17 protein-coding genes are annotated in these 18,932 nt (G+C 74.4%); 7 read left to right on the forward strand and 10 right to left on the reverse strand.

What is annotated here, in order from left to right; all coding sequences use genetic code 11:
• Positions 1-64: 64 nt before the first annotated feature.
• From ACQUSR_RS10835 to ACQUSR_RS10850, 4 genes are all read right to left on the reverse strand, one after another.
• On the reverse strand, positions 65-1,468 hold the full coding sequence (locus ACQUSR_RS10835; protein WP_431042352.1) for a hypothetical protein: 1,404 nt from the start codon (positions 1,466-1,468) through the stop codon (positions 65-67).
• Between the two features lie 776 nt (positions 1,469-2,244).
• Positions 2,245-4,281: a DUF3492 domain-containing protein gene (locus tag ACQUSR_RS10840; RefSeq protein ID WP_431042353.1), complete on the reverse strand. Its 2,037-nt coding sequence runs from the start codon at positions 4,279-4,281 to the stop codon at positions 2,245-2,247.
• 271 nt (positions 4,282-4,552) lie between these two features.
• Positions 4,553-6,289: a DUF3152 domain-containing protein gene (locus ACQUSR_RS10845; protein ID WP_431047501.1), complete on the reverse strand. Its 1,737-nt coding sequence runs from the start codon at positions 6,287-6,289 to the stop codon at positions 4,553-4,555.
• Positions 6,273-7,247 (reverse strand): alpha/beta fold hydrolase, encoded by a 975-nt coding sequence (locus ACQUSR_RS10850; RefSeq protein ID WP_431042354.1) that lies wholly within the window; start codon positions 7,245-7,247, stop codon positions 6,273-6,275. Before ACQUSR_RS10850 ends, ACQUSR_RS10845 begins: the two co-directional genes overlap by 17 nt.
• A 138-nt stretch (positions 7,248-7,385) precedes the next feature.
• Between ACQUSR_RS10850 and ACQUSR_RS10855 the strand changes: the two genes are divergently transcribed.
• From ACQUSR_RS10855 to ACQUSR_RS10870, 4 genes are all read left to right on the forward strand, one after another.
• Positions 7,386-7,607: a hypothetical protein gene (locus tag ACQUSR_RS10855; protein WP_431042355.1), complete on the forward strand. Its 222-nt coding sequence runs from the start codon at positions 7,386-7,388 to the stop codon at positions 7,605-7,607.
• A 134-nt stretch (positions 7,608-7,741) separates the two neighbouring features.
• Complete coding sequence (locus ACQUSR_RS10860; RefSeq protein WP_431042356.1) at positions 7,742-8,380, forward strand: TetR/AcrR family transcriptional regulator; 639 nt, start codon at positions 7,742-7,744, stop codon at positions 8,378-8,380.
• A 144-nt stretch (positions 8,381-8,524) separates the two neighbouring features.
• The gene (locus tag ACQUSR_RS10865; RefSeq protein WP_431042357.1) at positions 8,525-8,752 is read left to right on the forward strand and encodes a DUF3107 domain-containing protein; all 228 of its coding nucleotides are present in this window, start codon (positions 8,525-8,527) and stop codon (positions 8,750-8,752) included.
• Positions 8,753-9,026: 274 nt separating this feature from the next.
• Positions 9,027-9,320, forward strand: a complete 294-nt coding sequence (locus tag ACQUSR_RS10870; protein ID WP_431042358.1) for a hypothetical protein — start codon at positions 9,027-9,029, stop codon at positions 9,318-9,320.
• Positions 9,321-9,402: 82 nt separating this feature from the next.
• On the opposite strand, the gene ACQUSR_RS10875 is transcribed toward ACQUSR_RS10870, so the two are convergent.
• Complete coding sequence (locus ACQUSR_RS10875) at positions 9,403-10,149, reverse strand: ferritin-like fold-containing protein (RefSeq protein WP_431042359.1); 747 nt, start codon at positions 10,147-10,149, stop codon at positions 9,403-9,405.
• Positions 10,150-10,492: 343 nt separating this feature from the next.
• Here ACQUSR_RS10875 and ACQUSR_RS10880 point away from each other — a divergent pair, with 343 nt between their 5' ends.
• Positions 10,493-12,763, forward strand: coding sequence for a DEAD/DEAH box helicase (locus tag ACQUSR_RS10880; protein WP_431042360.1), 2,271 nt, complete (start codon positions 10,493-10,495; stop codon positions 12,761-12,763).
• 204 nt (positions 12,764-12,967) lie between these two features.
• Positions 12,968-13,846, forward strand: coding sequence for an alpha/beta fold hydrolase (locus ACQUSR_RS10885; RefSeq protein ID WP_431042361.1), 879 nt, complete (start codon positions 12,968-12,970; stop codon positions 13,844-13,846).
• A gap of 26 nt (positions 13,847-13,872) precedes the next feature.
• Here ACQUSR_RS10885 and ACQUSR_RS10890 read toward each other — a convergent pair whose 3' ends face one another.
• Positions 13,873-14,799, reverse strand: a complete 927-nt coding sequence (locus tag ACQUSR_RS10890; protein WP_431042362.1) for an NYN domain-containing protein — start codon at positions 14,797-14,799, stop codon at positions 13,873-13,875.
• A gap of 203 nt (positions 14,800-15,002) precedes the next feature.
• Here ACQUSR_RS10890 and ACQUSR_RS10895 point away from each other — a divergent pair, with 203 nt between their 5' ends.
• Positions 15,003-15,155 carry a hypothetical protein gene (locus ACQUSR_RS10895; protein ID WP_431042363.1) on the forward strand — a complete coding sequence of 51 codons (153 nt, stop codon included), beginning with the start codon at positions 15,003-15,005 and terminating at the stop codon, positions 15,153-15,155.
• A gap of 72 nt (positions 15,156-15,227) precedes the next feature.
• Here the strand turns inward: ACQUSR_RS10895 and ACQUSR_RS10900 are convergent, their stop codons facing one another.
• From ACQUSR_RS10900 to ACQUSR_RS10915, 4 genes are all read right to left on the reverse strand, one after another.
• Positions 15,228-15,833: a MarC family protein gene (locus tag ACQUSR_RS10900; RefSeq protein ID WP_431042364.1), complete on the reverse strand. Its 606-nt coding sequence runs from the start codon at positions 15,831-15,833 to the stop codon at positions 15,228-15,230.
• A 117-nt stretch (positions 15,834-15,950) separates the two neighbouring features.
• Positions 15,951-16,817 (reverse strand): PHP domain-containing protein, encoded by an 867-nt coding sequence (locus tag ACQUSR_RS10905; protein WP_431042365.1) that lies wholly within the window; start codon positions 16,815-16,817, stop codon positions 15,951-15,953.
• A gap of 284 nt (positions 16,818-17,101) precedes the next feature.
• A complete protein-coding gene (locus ACQUSR_RS10910) occupies positions 17,102-17,740 on the reverse strand; it encodes a DUF6758 family protein (RefSeq protein WP_431042366.1) in 639 nt (212 codons plus the stop codon).
• A 115-nt stretch (positions 17,741-17,855) separates the two neighbouring features.
• Complete coding sequence (locus ACQUSR_RS10915; RefSeq protein ID WP_431042367.1) at positions 17,856-18,461, reverse strand: suppressor of fused domain protein; 606 nt, start codon at positions 18,459-18,461, stop codon at positions 17,856-17,858.
• Positions 18,462-18,932 lie beyond the last annotated feature (471 nt).

Raw genomic sequence — 18,932 nt, forward strand, 5'->3', positions numbered from 1 at the left:
AGGTGGGTCGGTGTCGGCGAGGCGGGTGGTCGGTCGGAGGGACGGGATGCGGGGGTACGGCGCGCTATGAGGGCGCCTCGGGGGCGGGGAGAGCGGTGGGCGGCGGCGCCGTCCAGAGCCGGGCGGGCGGGCCCGGAGCCCGGTGGACGGTGGCGTTGGGCGCGCGGGTGGCATGAGGCGCGGCGTCGTACGGGGGGACGTCGTACGAAGGGAGGTTGGGCGCGGGGACGTCGTACGAGGGGGCCCCGTACGAGGGAACGTTGGGCGCGGGGACGTCGTACGAAGGAGCCCCGTACGAGGGGACGTTGGGCGCGGGGCCCAAGGGCGGAGCGCTGTGGGCCGAGGCCCGGCCCAGGACGACGAGCGCGTGGCCGAGCAGGGCCAGGGCGGCGAGCGCGCAGGCGGCCACGGGAACGGCGGCCGGACCGTAGACGGTGACCGCGCACTCCACCGGGTCCCGGAGCGCCCCGCAACCGGGCAGGCGGGCGGCGAACACGGTGCACAGGGACGCCATCTCGACGGCGCAGGCGGTGGCGGGGCCGGTCACGGCCGCGGCGGCGCGGCCGTGGGCCGCGAGCAACCGGGCCAGGAACAGCAGTCCGGCCAGGGCGACGGCGGCGGCCATCGGCGCGGCGCCATAGGTGGGGCCGGGGAAGGCGAACCGGGCGGCGGCGAACAGCGGCGGCAGCGCGCAGAGGAAGAGCCCCACGGTCCCGGCGAGCAGCGGCCGCACACCGCCCGCGAACTCCTCAAGGCCGTGGGCCGCGACGAGCCTGCGCCGTACCCGTACGGAGAACCAGCGAGCGCACCAGGCCGCGGGCAGCACGGCCAGGGCCAGCCCGACGGCGGTCGGCGCGGCATCGGAGGCGAGCACGGGACCGGCGGCGGGCCACCGGGTGTCGGGCCCGCCGCGCAGCGACTCCATGAGGAGCGGCCCGCCGAAGAGGGCGTAGGCGACGAGCCAGGCGGTGCACAACAGGCCGGTGAGGTGGACGGGGCCAATGCCGCTGAGGCGGACGGGGCCGATGCCGCGCAGGGCGCCGCGCCGTAGGCACAGCGCGAGGGCGACGGCCACCAGCACGGCGCCGCCCCCGCCGATGCCCCATCGGGCGGCCTGCGCGGTCTGCGCGTCGGCGTTTCGGACGGCGGCGACCGTCGCGGCGCAGAGTGCGCCGGGCGCGAGATACAGCGCGAGGGCTCCCGCCCGCGCCCCGATGCGCGCGGGCGTGCGGAGGTCCGTGGGCGCCGGCGCGGGAGCGGGCGCGGGCACGACCAGCCGTCCGGCAGGCAGCTCTTCGGCGCGCGGCACGCGGGCGTGCAGTTCTTCGGCGAGAGAGAACACGTCCCGGTGCCGGAATCGGGCGGCGGTACGGTCGGTGACCCCCCGCGCCTCCAGCCCGGCGGCGATCTCCAACGGGTCGACGGCCCGCTCACACAACTCGCGATGCCGCAGCATGAGCGCGCGCACGGGGTCGGCGGTCTTCGTACGCGAAGCCCGCGCCCGCCCTCCTTCGAGGCCCCCGACGCCACGCCGCCGCACGCCCCCTGACACGGGTCCGCGCCCCTCCGCACCCGCCGCTCCCGCCGGATCGGGCTCCGGGGCGTCCGTGTCCCCCGACGAGGGCGGAACCGCCGGGGCCCGGTCACCCGCGGAAGGCGGAGCCGGATCAGACGCGGGGCTGGGTTCCGGATCGGGACCATGGGCATCAACGCCCACCGGCGCAGAGGGCGGCGCCAGAGCCCGGTCGCCTGCGGTAGGCAGAGCCGGATCAGACGCTGATCCGGGATACGCCGTCCCCACCGTCTCGCCCGGAGCCCCGCCCGGCCCCTCCTGGGATGCGACCGGGACGGAGTGCCCCGCCTCGGCGTCGGTCCGCGGGGGGGCCGGTGCCGGGGGCCGAGCCGGGTCGTGCGCGTCGTCATCGGGTAACCGGGCTCCCGCGTCCCCGCCCGCCTCGTCGCCCGAGCGGGTACGGCGCGGACCGGCGGGCGCGCCGGTCCGCACGCTCCGGTCGGCGGGCGCGGGGCTCCGCGGGGTCCGGGCGTCTGCCGCGCCCTGCGTCCGACCGTCGTCCGGCCACCGAACCAGGCCGGACGACGGGGTCTCGGCATGCCCGGCCGCACGGGGCGGCAGGGCCTCCTGGGCCGTCGACGCGGGCTCGTCGTGCCGGTGCCGGGCCCATTTCGGACCAGCCGCCCTGCGTCCGACCGCGTCCTTCGGCAGCCCTTCGCCGCCCGGGGTGGTCATGCGCGCTCCTCAGGGCACGGGGAGCCGGGCGTCGTGCGGGCCGGCGACGGTGCCGGGCGGTGGGCGGCCACGGCCCAGCTCGGGGTGTGGACCGGGGCGGTCTGGTCGGCCGGGATGCGGCCCGGGAGGCGCCTGCTCGGGGTGGCCGCCGTCCAGCGGCCGGGGACATGCGCCTCCGCCGGGCGGGCGAACGGCAGCGGCGCGCCGTCCTCGCCGACCTCCTCGCGCCGCACGGGGCAGTGCGACATCAGCTCCAGATAGATGTCGCCGAAGGCGGCGGTGTTCTGCTCGACGGTGAAGAGTTCGAGTGCGCGGGCGCGTGCGGCGGCGCCCAGGCGCGTACGGCGTTCAGGGTCGCGCAACAGCGCGAGGCACGCGTCCGCGAGCGCCCGCGGATTGCGCGGGGGGACGACGAGTCCCGTACCGCCGATGACCTCGCACACCGCCCCGACGTCCGTCGACACCGTGGCCCGCCCGCAGAACATGGCCTCGACGAGCCCGACCGGGAATCCCTCGACCACGCTGGACGACAGCACCACACCGGCCGTCGCGTAGACCTCCGGCAGGTCCGGCGCTTCAGGCGCGCCCAGTTCCTCGAAGGAGACCGGGCTCTCACCCGGAGTCCGGGCGTCCGCGGCTTCGTCGGGGAAGAGCTGGGCCGCGAGCGCGCGGCACTGGACGGCGTAGTCGCGCGCTTCCCGGGCCGCCTCCGGGCTCGGGGCGGCCCACCTGGTCCGGACGACACGCAACCGGGCCGCCGGTTCGGTGCGCCGGACGTGGGCGAAGGCGTGGAGCAGCCCGACGAGGTCCTTGCCGGGCTCGATCCGGCCCGTCCACAGCAGCGTCCGCCCGTCGTCGGCCGCGCCTGTCCCGCCCCCGGCGGTCGCGGCGCTCTCCCCGTCCTCCCCCACCTCGGCGAAGCGGCTCGCGTCCATGCCGGGGTAGACGGTGCGCAGTCGGCCGCGGTCGGCGCCGCAGCGCTCCTGCCACCGGCGGGTGTGCGTGTTGCCGGGCGTGATGAGCGCGGCCTGGGCGTAGACCTCGGCGGCCAGTTGCCGGTGGAAGGAGGCCAGGAGCGTGCGCGCCGGCGTGGACAGGGGCGCGGTGGCGTACGCGAGGTAGTGCTCCCGCAGCCGCGCGCCGTACTCGGTGACCAGCAGCGGCGTACCGAAGAAGCGTTTGGCCAGCAGGCCCGGCAGGGCGGCGGGGCCGCCCGAGGCCGCGTGGCACAGGTCGACGGCCGCCAGTCCGCCGCCGGACGCGGGGCCCCTGCCCGCCCCGGCGTCCCGGCCGCGCCAGCCGCCGCGGCCGCTCCCGGCCCCGTACGCACCCCGGCACGCGCCCCGGCACGCGTGTCCGTGGCCGCCCGCGCCGCCATGCCCGTAGCCGCCCGCGCCGACATCTCCACCGCCGTCGTCCTCGCCGCCGTGCCCGGATCCGTACCAGTCGAGCGAGAGCGGGCGCAGCAGGCGCTCCAGCCGTTCCGCGACGGCCAGCAGGTCGGTGACCCGCGCCTGGTACGCGCCGCGCAGTGCGCCGGGCGTGTGGCAGGCGCGCTCCAGGGCGCGCAAGGCGTGTTCGGAGCGTAGGGCCGCGGGGAGTCCGCCGTGCTCGCGCGCGAGTGCGGCCAGCCCGTACAGGCCGTTGGCGAAACGGTCCGCCTGAACCCCGCGGCCGCCACCGGTTCCGGCCGGTGCGCTGATCGCCGACGCCAGCTCCGCGAAGTGCTCGGCGAACCGCGCCCGTTCACGGCGGCCGTACGCGGCGGAACCGGCGGCCCGGCCGCACCCGGCGGATCCGCTCGCCTCCGGTCTCGGCGGATCCCCCCACAGCGCGGCCGTGCGCACGCCCCGCACCTGCGGCGGCAGCCGGTCCCAGCCGCGGGCGCCTTCGGCGTGCTGGCGCGCGCTCCGGCTCAGGGCGTAGATCTCGAACTCGTGCTGGGCGAGCCCGCGGACGAGCCGGTCACACCAGAGCCTGGCCTGACCGGACGCATACGGATACCCACCCTCGGTGAGCAGTCCCACGCGCACGTGTGCACCCCCGATCCTCCCTGTCGGCAGCCACCGTCACGGCAGCAGCGGAAGCACGTTATGCGCGTACGACGGTGGCGCGACGGACGGTTGTCCGTCGCGCCACCAAAAGGGGTGAACACCCGTGACTTTCCCGGCCCCTGGGCGTTAGGTTGGTAACCCCGTGTGCCGTCAGTGCACCTCTGGGCGTCAACTGGGTCGGCCCGCACCGTCGTTGAGGGTCCGTCACAGACGCGGCCGGCCGGGCCGCGGACGGCCCGGCCCCATGACCTCAGGACTCGGGAAACGGCCAGGCGTTGGGGCGGCAGGTCGCGCCGTCGGTCTCCAGGAACTTCGTCTGCTGCATCATCACCGGGGCGAGTGCGCCCTGCTTGGAGCACCCCTCGTGGTTCCGCCCGAGCCGGTGGCCCACCTCGTGGTTGATGAGCATCTGGCGGTAGGCGTGCAGCTTGTCGTCACCGAAGGTGCGCGCGCCCTGCGCCCACCGGTAGGCGTTGATCATGACGCGCTTGGTGGCGGCGGAGTCGCACGAGACGTTGTCCTCCGTGGTGTCCAGGCCGGACTTGAGGCACCACTTGGCCGTGGTCCCCGGGCTCGCCAGGCTGATCACGAAGCGGACGTCGCCGGAGGAGACGCGCTCGAAGCGGCGGGTGCCGCCGTGGCCCCAGCTCCGGTCGTCGTTGAGGGTCTTGTGGACCGCCTCGGCGAACAGCTCGCCGTCCAGCGGTAGCCCCTTCTCCACGTCGACGCGGTAGCGCACCACCTCGCCGCGGCCCGGCGCCTTGTCCCCGCCACCTATGGTGGTGAACGCGCCGGACGCCTGGAGGCGCTCGTCCAGCGGGTACTTCGCCGCCATCTTCTCGGCGTACGTACGGGGTGCGGGCGGCGTCGCCGTACGGGTGGGGGTGGGGCGGTCGCCATCGCGCGAGGCCCGGTCGCCCCGGTCCGCGGTGCCGCCGGGCGGCTGGGACGAGGCGGTGTCGCCCTTCTTCGTGCCGCCGGTCATCTGCCCGGTCACCACGACGGCCAGCACGGTGGTCACGGCGGCCGCGGCGATGCCGGTGAGCCTGCGGCCCCGGCCTGGCTTCGCCGGGCCCGCGGACTTCGCGCCCCGCGCCCGGCGGCCGGAGCCGCCGCCCTTGGCGCCGCTCGAGGGACCGCCCTCGGGGCTGCCCTCGGGGCCGCCGTCCTTCACGCCGTCCTTCACGCCGCCGGAACCAAGCACCGGCTCGGAGGCGCTGCCCGCCGCCGGGTCCGCCTCCCGGATTCCGCCGGCCGCGGCGGCGCCGCGCACATCGCCGTGCCGGGCCGCGTCGCGGGCGTCGAGGTCGTCGAACGCCGCCACGTACTCCTTGCGCGGACCGGGCACCCGCACCCCGGGGGCGGCGGCCCGCGGGCCCGCCGTCCGCGGCGGCTCCGTCACGGTGCCGGCCGGCGGTCCTCCAGGCCGAAAGTCCGGGGAGTGCGTCCCCTGAGCGGCCGGACCGGCGCCGCTGTCGCCGAAGGCGCCCCAGCCACCGCCCGGCTCGCGCTGCTCCGGATGTCCGCCCCGGGCCTGCGGCACAGCATGGCTGCCCGTCTCGTACGGGTGGCCATCCCAGGCGGCGAACGCGCCGGTGTCCTGGACGGCCTGCTGCCGTCCGGTGTCGTACCCGGTGCCGTACGGGCCGAGCCGCAGCTCACCGGTGTCGTAGACGGGCGCGTACTGCCCGGTGTCGTACCCCACGCCGTAGGGCCCGGCCGGGTGCTCGCCGGTGTCATAGGGGCCGACCGGGTACTCCCCCGTGTCGTACGGCCCCATCCGGTACTCACCCGTGTCGTACGGGCCGACCGGATACCGGCCGGGGTCGTAGCCCGGCTCGTGGGACGCGGCGGGCGGCTGGGCGGCGTACGGCTCGTTCCCGGCTATCCGCCCGGGGGCGGGCTGGCCGGCCCCGCCGGCCGGTTTCTCCCGGCCCGCGTGGTGCTCCTTGCTCCCCCGTGCGCTGTGTTTACCCACGAGCCGCACCGCTTCCGTCGTATTCACCGAGGAGGTCCGTGAAGGCGCGTGCCACCTCGTCCGGGTACTCCATCATCGATACGTGTCCGGAGTCCACCAGGCTCAGCAGCCGCGCGTCACGGAAGGTCCTGGCGGCCCGCTGCGCCATCCGGTGCGAGACGAGCTGGTCCCGCATGCCGTAGACGAGCAGCGTGGGGGCGAGCACCCGTTCCGCCTGCCGCCACAGCGAGTGCTGGCCGCTGAGGGTGTAGGAGTCGACGATGCCGCGCGCGGATCGGGCCATGGCGTCCCAGAAGTACGGCAGGTCGGCTCGCCGCTCCTGCTCCGCGACCGCCGCGGCGAGCACCTCCGGCGCCACCCGCGACGGGTCGCCGTAATTGAGCGCCAGCACCGCGCGCGTCCGCTGCTCGATGGTCCAGCCGCTGGTCATGCGGACGAAGAGGCGGGCCACGCCGGGCACCGCCAGCAGGCCCGTCGGCAGCGCCGTGCGCTGCGGCCGCCGCTCGGGCAGCGCGGGCGAGATCAGTGTCAGGGTGCGCACCAGATCGGGGCGGACCGCCGCCACCCGTACGGCGATCGAGCCGCCCATGGAGTTGCCGACCAGATGAACCGGGCCCCGGTCGCTCGCGTCGAGGAAGCGGATGACGGTCCGCGCCTGGCCGGTGATCGAGTAGTCGCCGTCGTCCGGCGGCGGCGAGTCGCCGAAGCCGGGCAGGTCCAGGGCCTCGCTGTCCACCCGGCCGGCGAGCGCCCCCATGAGCGCGGACCAGTTCAGCGAGGAGCCGCCGAGTCCGTGCACGCACAGCATCGGGGGCAGCCCGTCCCGGGCGGGCGGGCGGGACCGCACGGTCAGGGTGAGGCCGGGCAGGCTCTCAGCGCGCACCTTCTCGCCCGCGCCGACGTCGGCGGGCCGCACCGGCGACACCATGGGGAGGATGCGGGCACCCGGCGACTCGGTCGAAGACATGCGGGCAATGTTACGAGACGATCACGCTCGCGCTTGTGTGTTCGCCGTCACAGAACGCATAGCGCCTGGAAGCCCCGTCTCCTACGCTCGTACACATAGGGCGATTCCCTGGAAACCACCTGGAAAGGGCGGAGCCACATGACTGCCGACCCCAACGAGCCCGACTCCTTCGAGGACGACGCGGACGCCGCCACCGAGCGCGACATCGAGGCGCCGGTGACCGACGCCGCCGAGCAGCATCACGAGCTCTCCCCGCAGCACGACGATCCGATGACGGGCACCGACCTCGGCTCCGCCACCGAAGCGGACCGCGCCGAGCAGGCACGCGTGGTCGAGCAGAACGAGGACGAGTACCGGTGACCTGCACCTTTTGTCGGCTTCCTACAGTGTCCGATCCGTGAAATCCTCCGCACGGACGCGCGCGTCACTGTTACCCAAAAGTACGATGGCGTGCGCGGTGAACACCGCGCACGGAACAATCCATGGGAGGCGGCGTGACAGCCATCGAGCAGACCGAGGTGCGTCCGCGAGGCACGCGCCTTCCGCGCCGAGCCCGACGCAACCAGCTCCTGGGCGCGGCCCAGGAGGTCTTCGTGGCCCAGGGCTACCACGCGGCGGCGATGGACGACATCGCCGAGCGCGCGGGCGTCAGCAAGCCCGTTCTCTACCAGCACTTCCCCGGCAAGCTGGACCTCTACCTGGCCCTGCTGGACCAGCACTGCGAGGCGCTGCTGCAGGCGGTGCGCACCGCGCTGGCGTCGACGACGGAGAACAAGCAGCGGGTCGCGGCGACCATGGACGCGTACTTCGCCTACGTGGAGGACGAGGGCGGCGCCTTCCGGCTCGTCTTCGAGTCCGACCTGACCAACGAGCCCGCGGTGCGCGAGCGCGTGGACCGGGTGTCACTGCAGTGCGCCGAGGCGATCAGCGAGGTCATCGCCGAGGACACCGGCCTGTCCAAGGACGAGTCGATGCTGCTCGCGGTGGGCCTGGGCGGGGTGTCCCAGGTCGTGGCGCGCTACTGGCTCTCCAGCGAGAGCGCGGTACCGCGCGACACGGCGGTCCAGTTGCTCACCTCGCTCGCCTGGCGCGGCATCGCCGGTTTCCCGCTGCACGGCAGCGAGCCGCACTGACCCTCGACGAGCCGCACGGACCGGCGCCTTGTTCGCTGCGGGCGTGCGCCCGCACGGCTCGGCGCCCGGCCGCGCCGGGCTAATGTGTGCTGCGTACGGCGCGGCTGGCCGCGCACCTCAACTGACCGTCGGAGGGACATAGCCGTGGAGGTCAAGATCGGCGTGCAGCACGCGCCCCGCGAGATCATCTTGGAGAGCGCGCAGTCTGCCGAGGAGGTCGAGCGCGCGGTGTCCGACGCGCTCACCGGCAAGGCGGAGCTGTTGAGCCTGGTGGACGACCGTGGCCGCAAGGTCCTGGTCGCGTCCGACCGGCTCGCGTACGTCGAGATCGGCGAGCCGACCGTCCGCAAGGTCGGCTTCAGCGCGCTGTAGAGCGCATCGCACTGTCGCGGCACGGCGGCGGGGTCCCGGGAAACGGGACCCCGCCGCCGTCGTATGCCGTACCCGTCGCACGTCGTACGCCGGGCTGCCGCACCCACACCGTCCGGCGGCCGTGTGCCACACCGCCCAGCCGCCGTGCGCCGTACGCCCGGCGGGCGCCCCGGCCGCGCGGAGGAGTTCATGGTTGCCCGCGCCGGAGCGGGGGTAGGACCGCTGCGACCGGCGCGCGGGAGCCGGTCGGGTCCGCTCAACGGAGGGACGCACCATGATCCTGGTCTGGGAAGCGCTCGGCTCGGCACTGATCGGCTTCGCCCTCGCGTACGCGGTGGCGCGCTGGCTGCCACGGCGACGGCTCCCCGCCAGGTCCCTGGTGCTGTCCACCGGCCCGGTCGCCGCCCTGCTGGGTACGTTTCCCGCGCACGCGGTGCTCGGCTCCGGCCATGCGGCGGCCACGCTGCTGACCGCGCTCGTCTTCACGGTGGCGATGCTGTCCCTGCTGGTCCGGCCCGCCCGGCCCCGCCACGCGGCCACCGCGGTGCGCCGATCGGCCACCGCCTGACCTGAGTCCGGTCACGGGCATGCGGGCGGGCGGGCACGCTGCCGCGCCTGCCGGGCCGCGTCGGCCCGGCAGGCGCCGGGCGTCATGCCGCCAGGCCCAGCGCGGCCATCCGCTTGGTGTGCGCCTCGGTGATCCGCGAGAACATCCGGCCGACCTCGGCGAGGTCGAAGCCGGCCGCCACCCCGCCCACCAGCATGGTGGACAGCGCGTCGCGATCGGCGACCACCCGCTGCGCCTGCGACAGCGCCTCGCCCATCAGGCGGCGCGCCCACAGGGCCAGCCGGCCGCCGACCCGCGGCTCGGACTCGATCGCGGCCCGCACCTTCTCCACGGCGAAGGTCGCGTGGCCGGTGTCGTCGAGCACCTGGAGGACGAGGGCGCGGGTGTCGGCGTCCAGCCGGACCGCCACCTCGCGGTAGAAGTCGCTGGCGATCGAGTCGCCGACGTACGCCTTGACCAGGCCCTCCAGCCAGTCGGACGGCGCCGTCTGGCGGTGGAACTCGTCCAGCGCGGCGGCGAACGGCTGCATGGCCGTGGTCGGCTCCTCGCCGATCGCCGCCAGCCGGTTCCGCAGCTGCTCGAAGTGGTGGAACTCGGCCGACGCCATCTTCGCCAGCTCGGCCTTGTCGTCGAGCGTCGGCGCCAGCTTGGCGTCCTCCGCGAGCCGCTCGAAGGCGGCCAGCTCGCCGTAGGCCAGGGCCCCGAGGAGGTCCACCACGGCGGCCCGGTACTGCGGGTCCGCCGATGCCCGGGTCCAGTCCTGGGCGGCGATGCCGGTGGGCTGCTCGGTGTCGGCAGGGGTGTTCTCTGGCGTGTCAGGCGTCTCCATGCTGCGCACAATAGTCCGCTCTCCGCCCGAAGGAAGTCCCTGGTCAGCGACTCCCCGATCAGCCGTGCGTTCGGTCACCCGGTCACACATGCGCGCATCCGGGGTACAGTGATATGGCGCCCGTCGAGTATCGGCGGGTTGTTCCACGAATGCGGATGCCCGGTCGGTGGCCCGATCGGCTCCAAACCGACCGCCCTCCGTGCGGCGCGTATGCAGACGTACGCACAGCAGGAGGGACCCGCTCGCGGCATGAGTGCCAGAGCGAAGGCAGTGGTCCCGCGCCGTCCGGCCTCCCATGGCCGGCGCATGACCCGGCGCGGTACGCGACCCCCTTCGTCGCCTCATGGCGCGTCTCACAGAAGAGGCAAGCATCCTGTCCACTACTTTCCGCGAACTCGGAATCCTGCCCGAGACCGCCGAGGCCCTGGAAGCCGTCGGCATCATCACCCCCTTCCCCATCCAGGAGATGACGCTCCCGGTCGCCCTCGCCGGCACCGACGTCATCGGCCAGGCCAAGACCGGCACCGGCAAGACGCTGGGCTTCGGCCTCCCGCTGCTGGAGCGCGTCACCGTCCCCGCGGACGTCGAGGCGGGCCGGGCCAAGCCCGAGCAGCTGACCGACGCCCCGCAGGCGCTGGTCGTCGTCCCCACCCGCGAGCTGTGCCAGCAGGTCACCAACGACCTGCTCACCGCGGGCAAGGTGCGTAACGTCCGCGTCCTGCCGATCTACGGCGGCCGCGCCTACGAACCGCAGGTCGAAGCCCTGAAGAAGGGCGTCGACGTGGTCGTCGGCACCCCGGGCCGACTGCTCGACCTCGCCGGCCAGAAGAAGCTGAGCCTGTCGTCCGTGAAGGCGCTCGTCCTCGACGAGGCCGACGAGATGCTCGACCTCGGCTTCCTGCCCGACGTCGAGAAGATCATGAACATGCTTCCGGCCAAGCGCCAGACGATGCTGTTCTCGGCGACCATGCCGGGCGCGGTCATCAACCTGGCCCGCCGCTACATGTCCCAGCCCACGCACATCCGCGCCACCGCGCCGGACGACGAGGGCGCGACTGTGGCCAACATCACACAGCACGTCTTCCGCGCACACTCCATGGACAAGCCGGAGATGGTCGCCCGCATCCTGCAGGCCGACGGCCGCGGACTGGCGATGATCTTCTGCCGTACGAAGCGGACCGCCGCCGACATCGCCGACCAGCTCTCCCGTCGCGGTTTCGCGTCGGGCGCGGTGCACGGCGACCTCGGCCAGGGCGCGCGCGAGCAGGCGCTGCGGGCGTTCCGCAACGGCAAGGTCGACGTGCTGGTCTGCACCGACGTGGCCGCGCGCGGTATCGACGTCGAGGGCGTGACGCACGTCATCAACTACCAGTCGCCCGAGGACGAGAAGACCTACCTGCACCGCATCGGCCGCACCGGCCGCGCGGGCGCGTCGGGTACGGCCATCACGCTGGTGGACTGGGACGACATCCCGCGCTGGCAGCTGATCAACAAGGCGCTGGACCTGTCGTTCGGCGAGCCCGAGGAGACGTACTCCACCTCCCCGCACCTGTACGAGCTGCTGGGCATCCCCGAGGGCACCAAGGGTGTCCTGCCGCGCGCCGAGCGCACCCGCGCCGGGCTGGCCGCCGAGGAGATCGAGGACCTCGGCGAGACCGGCCGGGGCGGCCGCGGCGGCCGTGGCCGCGGGGGCCGCTCCACTGAGCCGGCCGCCGAGGAGCGCCCCAAGCGCACGCGTACGCCGCGCCAGCGGCGCCGCACCCGCGGCGGCGTGACCGTGGACGGCGCGACCGGCGCGGACACCGCGGCGGCCGAGGCCGTGGCGACGGCCGAGGGCGCCGAAGCGGCGGACTCCGCGCCCGCCGCCGAGCCGCGTCAGCCGCGCCGCCGGCGCCGTACGCGCAGTGCCGCGTCGGCGGCCGGGCAGGCCGTCGAGACGGCCGAGGGCACGGACCGGTCGACGCCGGACGAGACGCCGGAGACGGCTGCCCCGACCGCGCCGGCCGAGGCCGCGGTGGACGCGGTCGAGGCCCCGGCCAAGCCGCGCCGCCGCACCCGCAGCCGCAGCGCCGCCGCCAAGGCGGCGGAGGCCGCGGTGGACACCGTGGAGAGCACGACCGTCGAGGCGGCCGAGACGGCCGAGACGGCGGAATCGGCTGAGGCTCCGGCCAAGCCGCGCCGCCGCACCCGCAAGGCCGCCGCCACCGCCCCCGCCGAGGTGGCCGTGGACGCCGCCGAGGCCACGACGGAGGCCGCTCCGGCGGCTGAGGCCCCGGCCAAGCCGCGCCGCCGCACCCGCAGCACCGCCGCCAAGGCGGCGGAGGCCGTGGAGACGGCCGAAGGCACGACGGGCACCGCCCTCGCGGAGGAGGCTCCGGCCAAGCCGCGCCGCCGCGCCACGCGCAAGGCCGTGGCCGAGACGGCGGAAGGCGCGGCCGAGACCGCCGAGGCCCCCGCCGCGCCCCGCCGCCGCACCCGCAAGGCCGCGGCGACCGCCCCCGAGGCGGCCGCCGCCCCGGTCGAGGCCGCCGACGCCGCCGAGGCGAAGCCGGCCCGCCGTCGCCGCACGCGGGCGGCGGCCCCGGCCACCGCGGAGGCCACGCCGGAGAGCTGACGCGAGCCGGTAACCCACCGAGGGCCCGATCCGTACGGATCGGGCCCTCGGCCTGTTCGAGGTCCGGGCGGCCCGCCGCCGGGTCAGGTCGGGCCGGGTGACCAGGGAACTCCTTCAGTCACCGGGTGCGGGCGGCCGGGCCGCCACACGGCCGACCGCCCGCTGCGTGCCGTCCCGGGGTGCGCCGCCGCTAGCCTCAGGGGCATGAGCACGCCGCCGACGCTGACCCTCCCCCCGTGTGCCCGCCCGAGCAGCCTCCGCACCGCGCGCGGCACCTTCGCCGTGCACGACGCGCGCCCCGACGCGGCGCGTCCGCGCGGGACCGCGCTGCTCGTCCCCGGGTTCACCGGCAGCAAGGAAGACTTCATCGCGCTGCTGGAGCCGCTGGCCGCCGCGGGCTTCCGGGTCGTCGCGGTGGACGGGCGCGGGCAGTACGAGACCGAGGGGCCGCCCGACGAGGACGCGTACGCGCAGGACGAACTGGCCCGTGACGTGCTGGCGCAGGCCATCGCCCTCAGCGGCGAGGACGGCGGTCGGCGGGTGCACGTGATGGGCCATTCGCTGGGCGGGCTGATCGTGCGGGCCGCGGTGCTGCGCGCCGCGGACCCGTTCGCGTCGCTGACCATCATGAGCTCCGGCCCGGCGGCCGTCTCCGCTCCGCAGCAGGCGCGGACGAAGCAGCTCCTGGACGCGCTCGCCACGCTCGACATGGAGACCGTCTGGCGGGCGATGCGGGCCCTCGACCCGCCGGAGGCGCCCGAGACGGGCGCGCCGCCGGAGGTACGGGAGTTCCTGCACCGCCGCTGGCTGGGCACGGTACGCGAGCAACTCACCGCCACGGGACGGCAGTTGATCGGCGAGCCGGACCGGGTGGCCGAACTGGCGGCGGTGCCGCTGCCCAAGCACGTCCTGTCCGGCGAGGTCGACTACGCCTGGCCGGTACCCCTGATCGACGCGATGGCCGAGCGGCTCGCCGCCCGCCGCACGGTGATCGCGGGCGCGGAGCACTCCCCCAACGCCGAGCAGCCGGACGCCACGGCTCAAGCGCTTGCCGCCTTCTGGCGGGACGTCAGCGACACGTAGCCGCCGGCGCCACGGCGCACAGGGCGTCAGTACTGCGCCTGCAAGTGCTCCCAGAAGCCGTCGCGCAGCGCGCGCCGCAGGTCGGCACGGGCGCGCAGCGACAGCCGCAGGAGCGCCTCGGCCTCGTTGAGCAGTTCCTGGTCGACCGAGCCCGGCAGGTACGGGTGGCCCGGCAGCAGCTCGGCCAGGGCGGCACGGCCCCGGGCGGCGAGCCACTGCGCCGCGACCTGGGCGCCGACGAACCGCACCTCGTCGCGGCCGGGCACCTGCCCGCCGCCGCCCGGCTGGCTGTCGCCGAAGGGCTCGTAGAGGTCCGTACGGCGCGCCACGTACGGCTTGCAGAATTCGAGGTCGAAGGTGCGCTGGCTGTCGACCTCCCACAGCAGCGCCTCGGCCTGGTTGCGGCCCTCGATCGCCTCGATGCCCCACAGGTGCACCCGCGCGCCGTAGCCCTGCGCCGCCTCGACGGCGCTGACCAGGTCCTCGTCGCCGCCTATGAGGACGGCGTCGCCGATGGCCCGGTGCCGGGCGAGGGACTCCAGATCACCGCGGATGAGCGAGTCGACGCCCTTCTGCTGGTTGTTGGCGTTGAGGTTGCCCAGCCGCACCTTGACGTCGGGCAGCTCGGCGATGCGCTGCTGCTCGGACGTGTGGATGCGGCGGCGGGCGCCGTCGTACCAGTACACGCGCAGCAGCCTGCTGTCCGGGAAGATCGTCCGCGCCTTGTCGATGAACGCCTCGATGAGCCCTTCGGCGTCCAGCTCGAAGGCCCTGCGGTCCTCCGTTCCGGCGACCAGTCGGCCGGCGGCGGCATACGCGTACCCGGCGTCCACGAAGATCGCGTGGGTGGACGGCGTGGTCGCGACCTCGGCGAGCACCCGGCGCAGAAGCTCGTTGGTGCGCTCGATCGCCGCGCTGATCGAGCTGAGGTCCGAGGGAATGACGTCGTTCATACGGCCCTCATTGTCCGGGCCCGCGCGGGTGGGACACAACCGTGGCTGTTACCGCGCGTTCATTAGCCTGTGAAAAAATTTCTTTAGCGTAGGGAATGTTTGCAGCATACAGTCCGTTGTGCAGATACGGGGCGCGCGGCAGCGTAGCCGTGCGCGACCCCGCCACCAGTTCTCCTCAGGAGGATCAGACGAAGGGAGAAGCCATGCGCTTCGAGATCATGCGCCTCAACGACGTCGACGGCACCGCCGTCGACAGCACCGTCGTGGACGCCGCCTCCGTCAACCGGATCGTGCAGCAGGCCGCCGCGGTCGGCCAGCGCATCTATATCCGCCCAGCCGAGTCCGCGGCCTCGTAACGGACACGTACAGCTGCGGCGCCCCCGCGCGGACCGATCCGCGCGGGGGCGCCGTCTGTGTACAGGGTCCGGTCAGCCGCCCCGGATGACCTGGGTGACGCCGTTGATGATCTGCTGGACGGCGATGGCCGACAGCATCATGCCCGCGAGCCGGGTCACCAGGACCACGCCGCCGTCCTTGATCACGCGGATGATCAGCAGCGAGTACCGCATGGTCAGCCACAGGACGACGTGCATCGCGGCGATCGCGCCCCACACGGAGATCTGACCGCCGATCCCGTCCGCGTGCTGCACCGCGAGGATCACCGAGACGATGGCACCGGGCCCGGCGAGCAGCGGCATGCCCAGCGGTACGAGCGCGACGTTGACATCCTTGGTCTGCTTCGGCTCATCGGTCTTGCCGGTCAGCAGGTCCAGCGCGATCAGCAGCAGCAGCAGCCCGCCCGCGATCATCAGCGCCGGCACCGAGACATGCAGATAGTCCAGGATCTGCTGGCCCAGGATGCCGAACACGGTGATCACGCCGAAGGCGACCGCGACCGCCTGCCACGCCATCCGGCGCTGCACCTTCAGCGGCCGGCCCGCGGTGAGGCCGAGGAAGATCGGGGTGATCCCCGGAGGGTCCATGATCACAAAAAGGGTGAGAAAGAGGGATCCGAAAACGGCAGCGTCGAACACAGTGTGGCCTTGCGGGGAGAAGGGTCGAGCGGAGGGCAGTGAGTACGTGGAGGGTGCGGGAGGAAAGAAGAGGCGGGGTGAGCGCCGCCTTAACAGCGCGGGTCGGTCCCGGACCGGCTACGGGCGGGGGCTACCGCCCGTGCCCGGGACCGGGAACGCGCCGGTGGCACGGCGCGTGATCTCGCCGTAGACCTCGGGGTCGGTGGTGTACTCCCCGAGCCGGCAGGTCTTGCGGCTGCCGTGGTAGTCGCTGGAGCCCGTGGGGAGCAGGCCCAGGTCGGCGGCGAGGCCGCGGAGCCGGGCGCGGGTCGGGGCGTCGTGGTCCATGTGGTCCACCTCGACGCCGTCCAGACCGGCGGCGGCCAGTTCGGCGATCGCGCGCTCGGGGACGCACTGGCCGCGCTTGACGGCGAGCGGGTGCGCGAAGACGGCCACGCCGCCCGCGCCCTTGATCAGCCGGATCGCCTCGAACGGGTCGAGTTCGTGCTTGCGTACGTCGGCGCGGCCGCCGGTGCCGATCCACTCGTCGGTGAAGGCGTCGGACACGGTCTCGACGACGCCCAGCTCGACCAGCGCGGTGGCGACGTGCGGCCGTCCGACGGCGCCGTCGGCGGCGATCCGCGCGACCTGCTCCCACGTGACGGGTACGCCGAGGTCGCGCAGCTTGCCGACCATCGCCTTCGCGCGCGGCGCCCGGTCGTCGCGGACCAGCTCGCGCTCCCGCGCCAGCTCCGGCTCGGCGGGGTCGAAGAGGTACGCCAGCATGTGCAGGCTCACGCCGTCCAACCGGCAGGACAGCTCGGCGCCGGTGACCAGGGTCAACCCGGACGGCAGTGCCCGCAGCGCCTCGGCGTGGCCGCCGACGGTGTCGTGGTCGGTGAGCGCGACGACGTCCAGCCCCGCGGCGGCGGCGTTGCGCACCAGCTCGGCGGGGGTGTCCGTGCCGTCCGAGGCAGTGGAGTGGGTGTGCAGGTCGATACGCACGACGTGACTCCAAACCGCGACGGAGGGACAAGGGGGACCGCCCCACTGTACCGGGCCCTGCGACCCCACCCGAACGGATCAACGGCTCTGCGGACCGCACCGGGCGGCGCGGCCCGGCGATCGGACCGGGCCCGGCGGTCGGCGCGGACGGCCGGGACCGGCGGTCAGAGCGGGCCCGCGCTCAGAGCAACCCGGCGGCCAGAGCGGGCCCGCACCCAGAGCAGCCCGGCGGCCAGAGCGGGTGGCGCGCCCCGGCGGTCACCGCGGGCGGCCGGGGCCGCAGGTCACGAGATCAGCCGCGGCGACAGCGCCCCGCACGGCACCACGTCCGTCTCGGCACCGGCGTCCCGCAGGTCCGCCAGCACCAGCTCGTCGTACATCAGCAGGCCCGACTGCTCCGGCCAGACGATCGCCCACAGCCACAGCCCGCGCGCCTCGCCCGCGAAGACCGCCCGGTCGTCGGGGACGTCACCGACATGCCACAACGGCGTCGGACGCCCCCCGGCCAGCACCTTCACCTGCGGCGACTTGTCCACGTTCATCCCGGGGCCGGGGTCGGGTCCGGGGATTCCCGCGTAGCGCGCGCCGAGGCCCACCCCCAGCTCCTCCGCGACGAGCAGCAGCTCCCCGGGGCCGCCGAGCGGGCCGGGTCCGGAGCAGGCGACGACGGTGGCGCGGCCGCCACTGCGGTCGTCCCCCGCGTACGCCACACCGGTGAACAGCCAGCCGACCGGCAGCGGCCAGGGCATCCATACCGGCACCTGGGCACGCTTGACCACGACCGCGAGTGCTTCGACGCTCGGCGGGACGACCGGCTGCAGGGGGTGCACGGTGCCGTGCACATCGCACTGCCAGGTGTCGGCGAAGAGACCGGGCGCCCGCACCCGGCCACCACACTTCGGGCAACTGGGTTCGCCCCTCATAGGGCTCCACGGTCCTCTCCGCGCGTCGCCGCGTCAAGGACGATCACCCGTCCGGAGTCAGTCTCTTTCCCCGTTTCTTCTATCGGCCCCGCAGCCGGCTTCTCCTATCGGACCCTCAGTCCGCGAGCGGTACGCCCGAGCGCAACGGGTCCCGCAGGTCCGTACCGTGCCGCAGCCATCGCTCCTGGAGCTCCTTCGCCCCGTGCACCCGCTTCCAGGCCGCCTCGTTCGGCGTCATGGGCAGCAGCGGCAGGAAGCGGACCGGGTCCATCGGCTCATCGAGCGTCAGATCCTCGACCAGCCCGCCCGGTTCCGCGACGAGTACGGAGCTGAAGGGCGCTCCCGGCCACAGCGGCCCGCCCACGTCCAGGGACGCGCCGGGGGCCACGACGACGCCTTCCACCTGCGGTGAGGCGGCGAGGACGGCGAGCGGGCGGAGGACCTTGTCCGTGTCGGCGAGGCCGGCGCGCACCGACAGCACCAGTTCGGCACGCGGGCCGCGCACCGGGTCGGCGAGTACGGCCGTGGGGTCGGCCATCGGATGGTCCGACATACCGAGCGTGGCGTAGCGCACGATGTCCCCGTCTCCGCCTGTGTCCTCGGAGACGAACCGGAGCACCTCGATACGGTCCGTACCGAGGAAGGTGACGGCGGCGCGGGCGTCGGGCTCGCCCAGCGCGGCGTACAACCGGGCCTGGACCAGCTCAAGTACATCGGACATGGGCCCGACCCTACTGCGCGCCCGGAGGAGTCCCCCGGCTCCCCGCATGTGCCGGACCTCATGTGTATCGAACAGGCAAAGCGGCGCCGTAACGGTTCTGCCGACTGATAGCCTTACCGCCTGCCCAGGGAGTTACGTCGTCCCTCAACGGGGACCGGCCGGAGGAGGTGGGGCTGCGGTGGATCCTAGTCGACCGTGCAGTACCGACAGCTCTCTCGTTCTCCCGCTCGGACGCTTCTCCTGGTGATCTGAATTCCTCCGTACCCCACTGCCACGCAGTGAAACACGTGAGGTCTCCCGGCGTCCGCAGCACATGACGGTGGAGCGTCTTCGTCTCGTCTTGCCCCGTTTTTCTGCGATCTTCCGTCAGTGCGCGCCGCGGAGGAGCGCTGCCCGCTTTGCGGGCGTACGGACCGCCGGAGCTTCGTACGTCCACCTTCCGGGCCGCGCTGCGCCCCCGGTGCCCCCGCT

The sequence above is a fragment of the Streptomyces sp. P1-3 genome (assembly GCF_050613155.1).
Taxonomy (GTDB): domain Bacteria; phylum Actinomycetota; class Actinomycetes; order Streptomycetales; family Streptomycetaceae; genus Streptomyces.

What these genes read in the sequence shown, in the direction of transcription:
- ACQUSR_RS10870 (WP_431042358.1), top strand. Translation starts at nt 9,027, where the DNA reads ATGATCCTGGTCTGGGAAGCGCTCGGCTCGGCACTGATCGGCTTCGCC.
- ACQUSR_RS10910 (WP_431042366.1), bottom strand. Translation starts at nt 17,740, where the DNA reads ATGAGGGGCGAACCCAGTTGCCCGAAGTGTGGTGGCCGGGTGCGGGCG.
- ACQUSR_RS10890 (WP_431042362.1), bottom strand. Translation starts at nt 14,799, where the DNA reads ATGAACGACGTCATTCCCTCGGACCTCAGCTCGATCAGCGCGGCGATC.
- ACQUSR_RS10855 (WP_431042355.1), top strand. Translation starts at nt 7,386, where the DNA reads ATGACTGCCGACCCCAACGAGCCCGACTCCTTCGAGGACGACGCGGAC.
- ACQUSR_RS10880 (WP_431042360.1), top strand. Translation starts at nt 10,493, where the DNA reads ATGGCGCGTCTCACAGAAGAGGCAAGCATCCTGTCCACTACTTTCCGC.
- ACQUSR_RS10915 (WP_431042367.1), bottom strand. Translation starts at nt 18,461, where the DNA reads ATGTCCGATGTACTTGAGCTGGTCCAGGCCCGGTTGTACGCCGCGCTG.
- ACQUSR_RS10895 (WP_431042363.1), top strand. Translation starts at nt 15,003, where the DNA reads ATGCGCTTCGAGATCATGCGCCTCAACGACGTCGACGGCACCGCCGTC.
- ACQUSR_RS10875 (WP_431042359.1), bottom strand. Translation starts at nt 10,149, where the DNA reads ATGGAGACGCCTGACACGCCAGAGAACACCCCTGCCGACACCGAGCAG.
- ACQUSR_RS10885 (WP_431042361.1), top strand. Translation starts at nt 12,968, where the DNA reads ATGAGCACGCCGCCGACGCTGACCCTCCCCCCGTGTGCCCGCCCGAGC.
- ACQUSR_RS10850 (WP_431042354.1), bottom strand. Translation starts at nt 7,247, where the DNA reads ATGTCTTCGACCGAGTCGCCGGGTGCCCGCATCCTCCCCATGGTGTCG.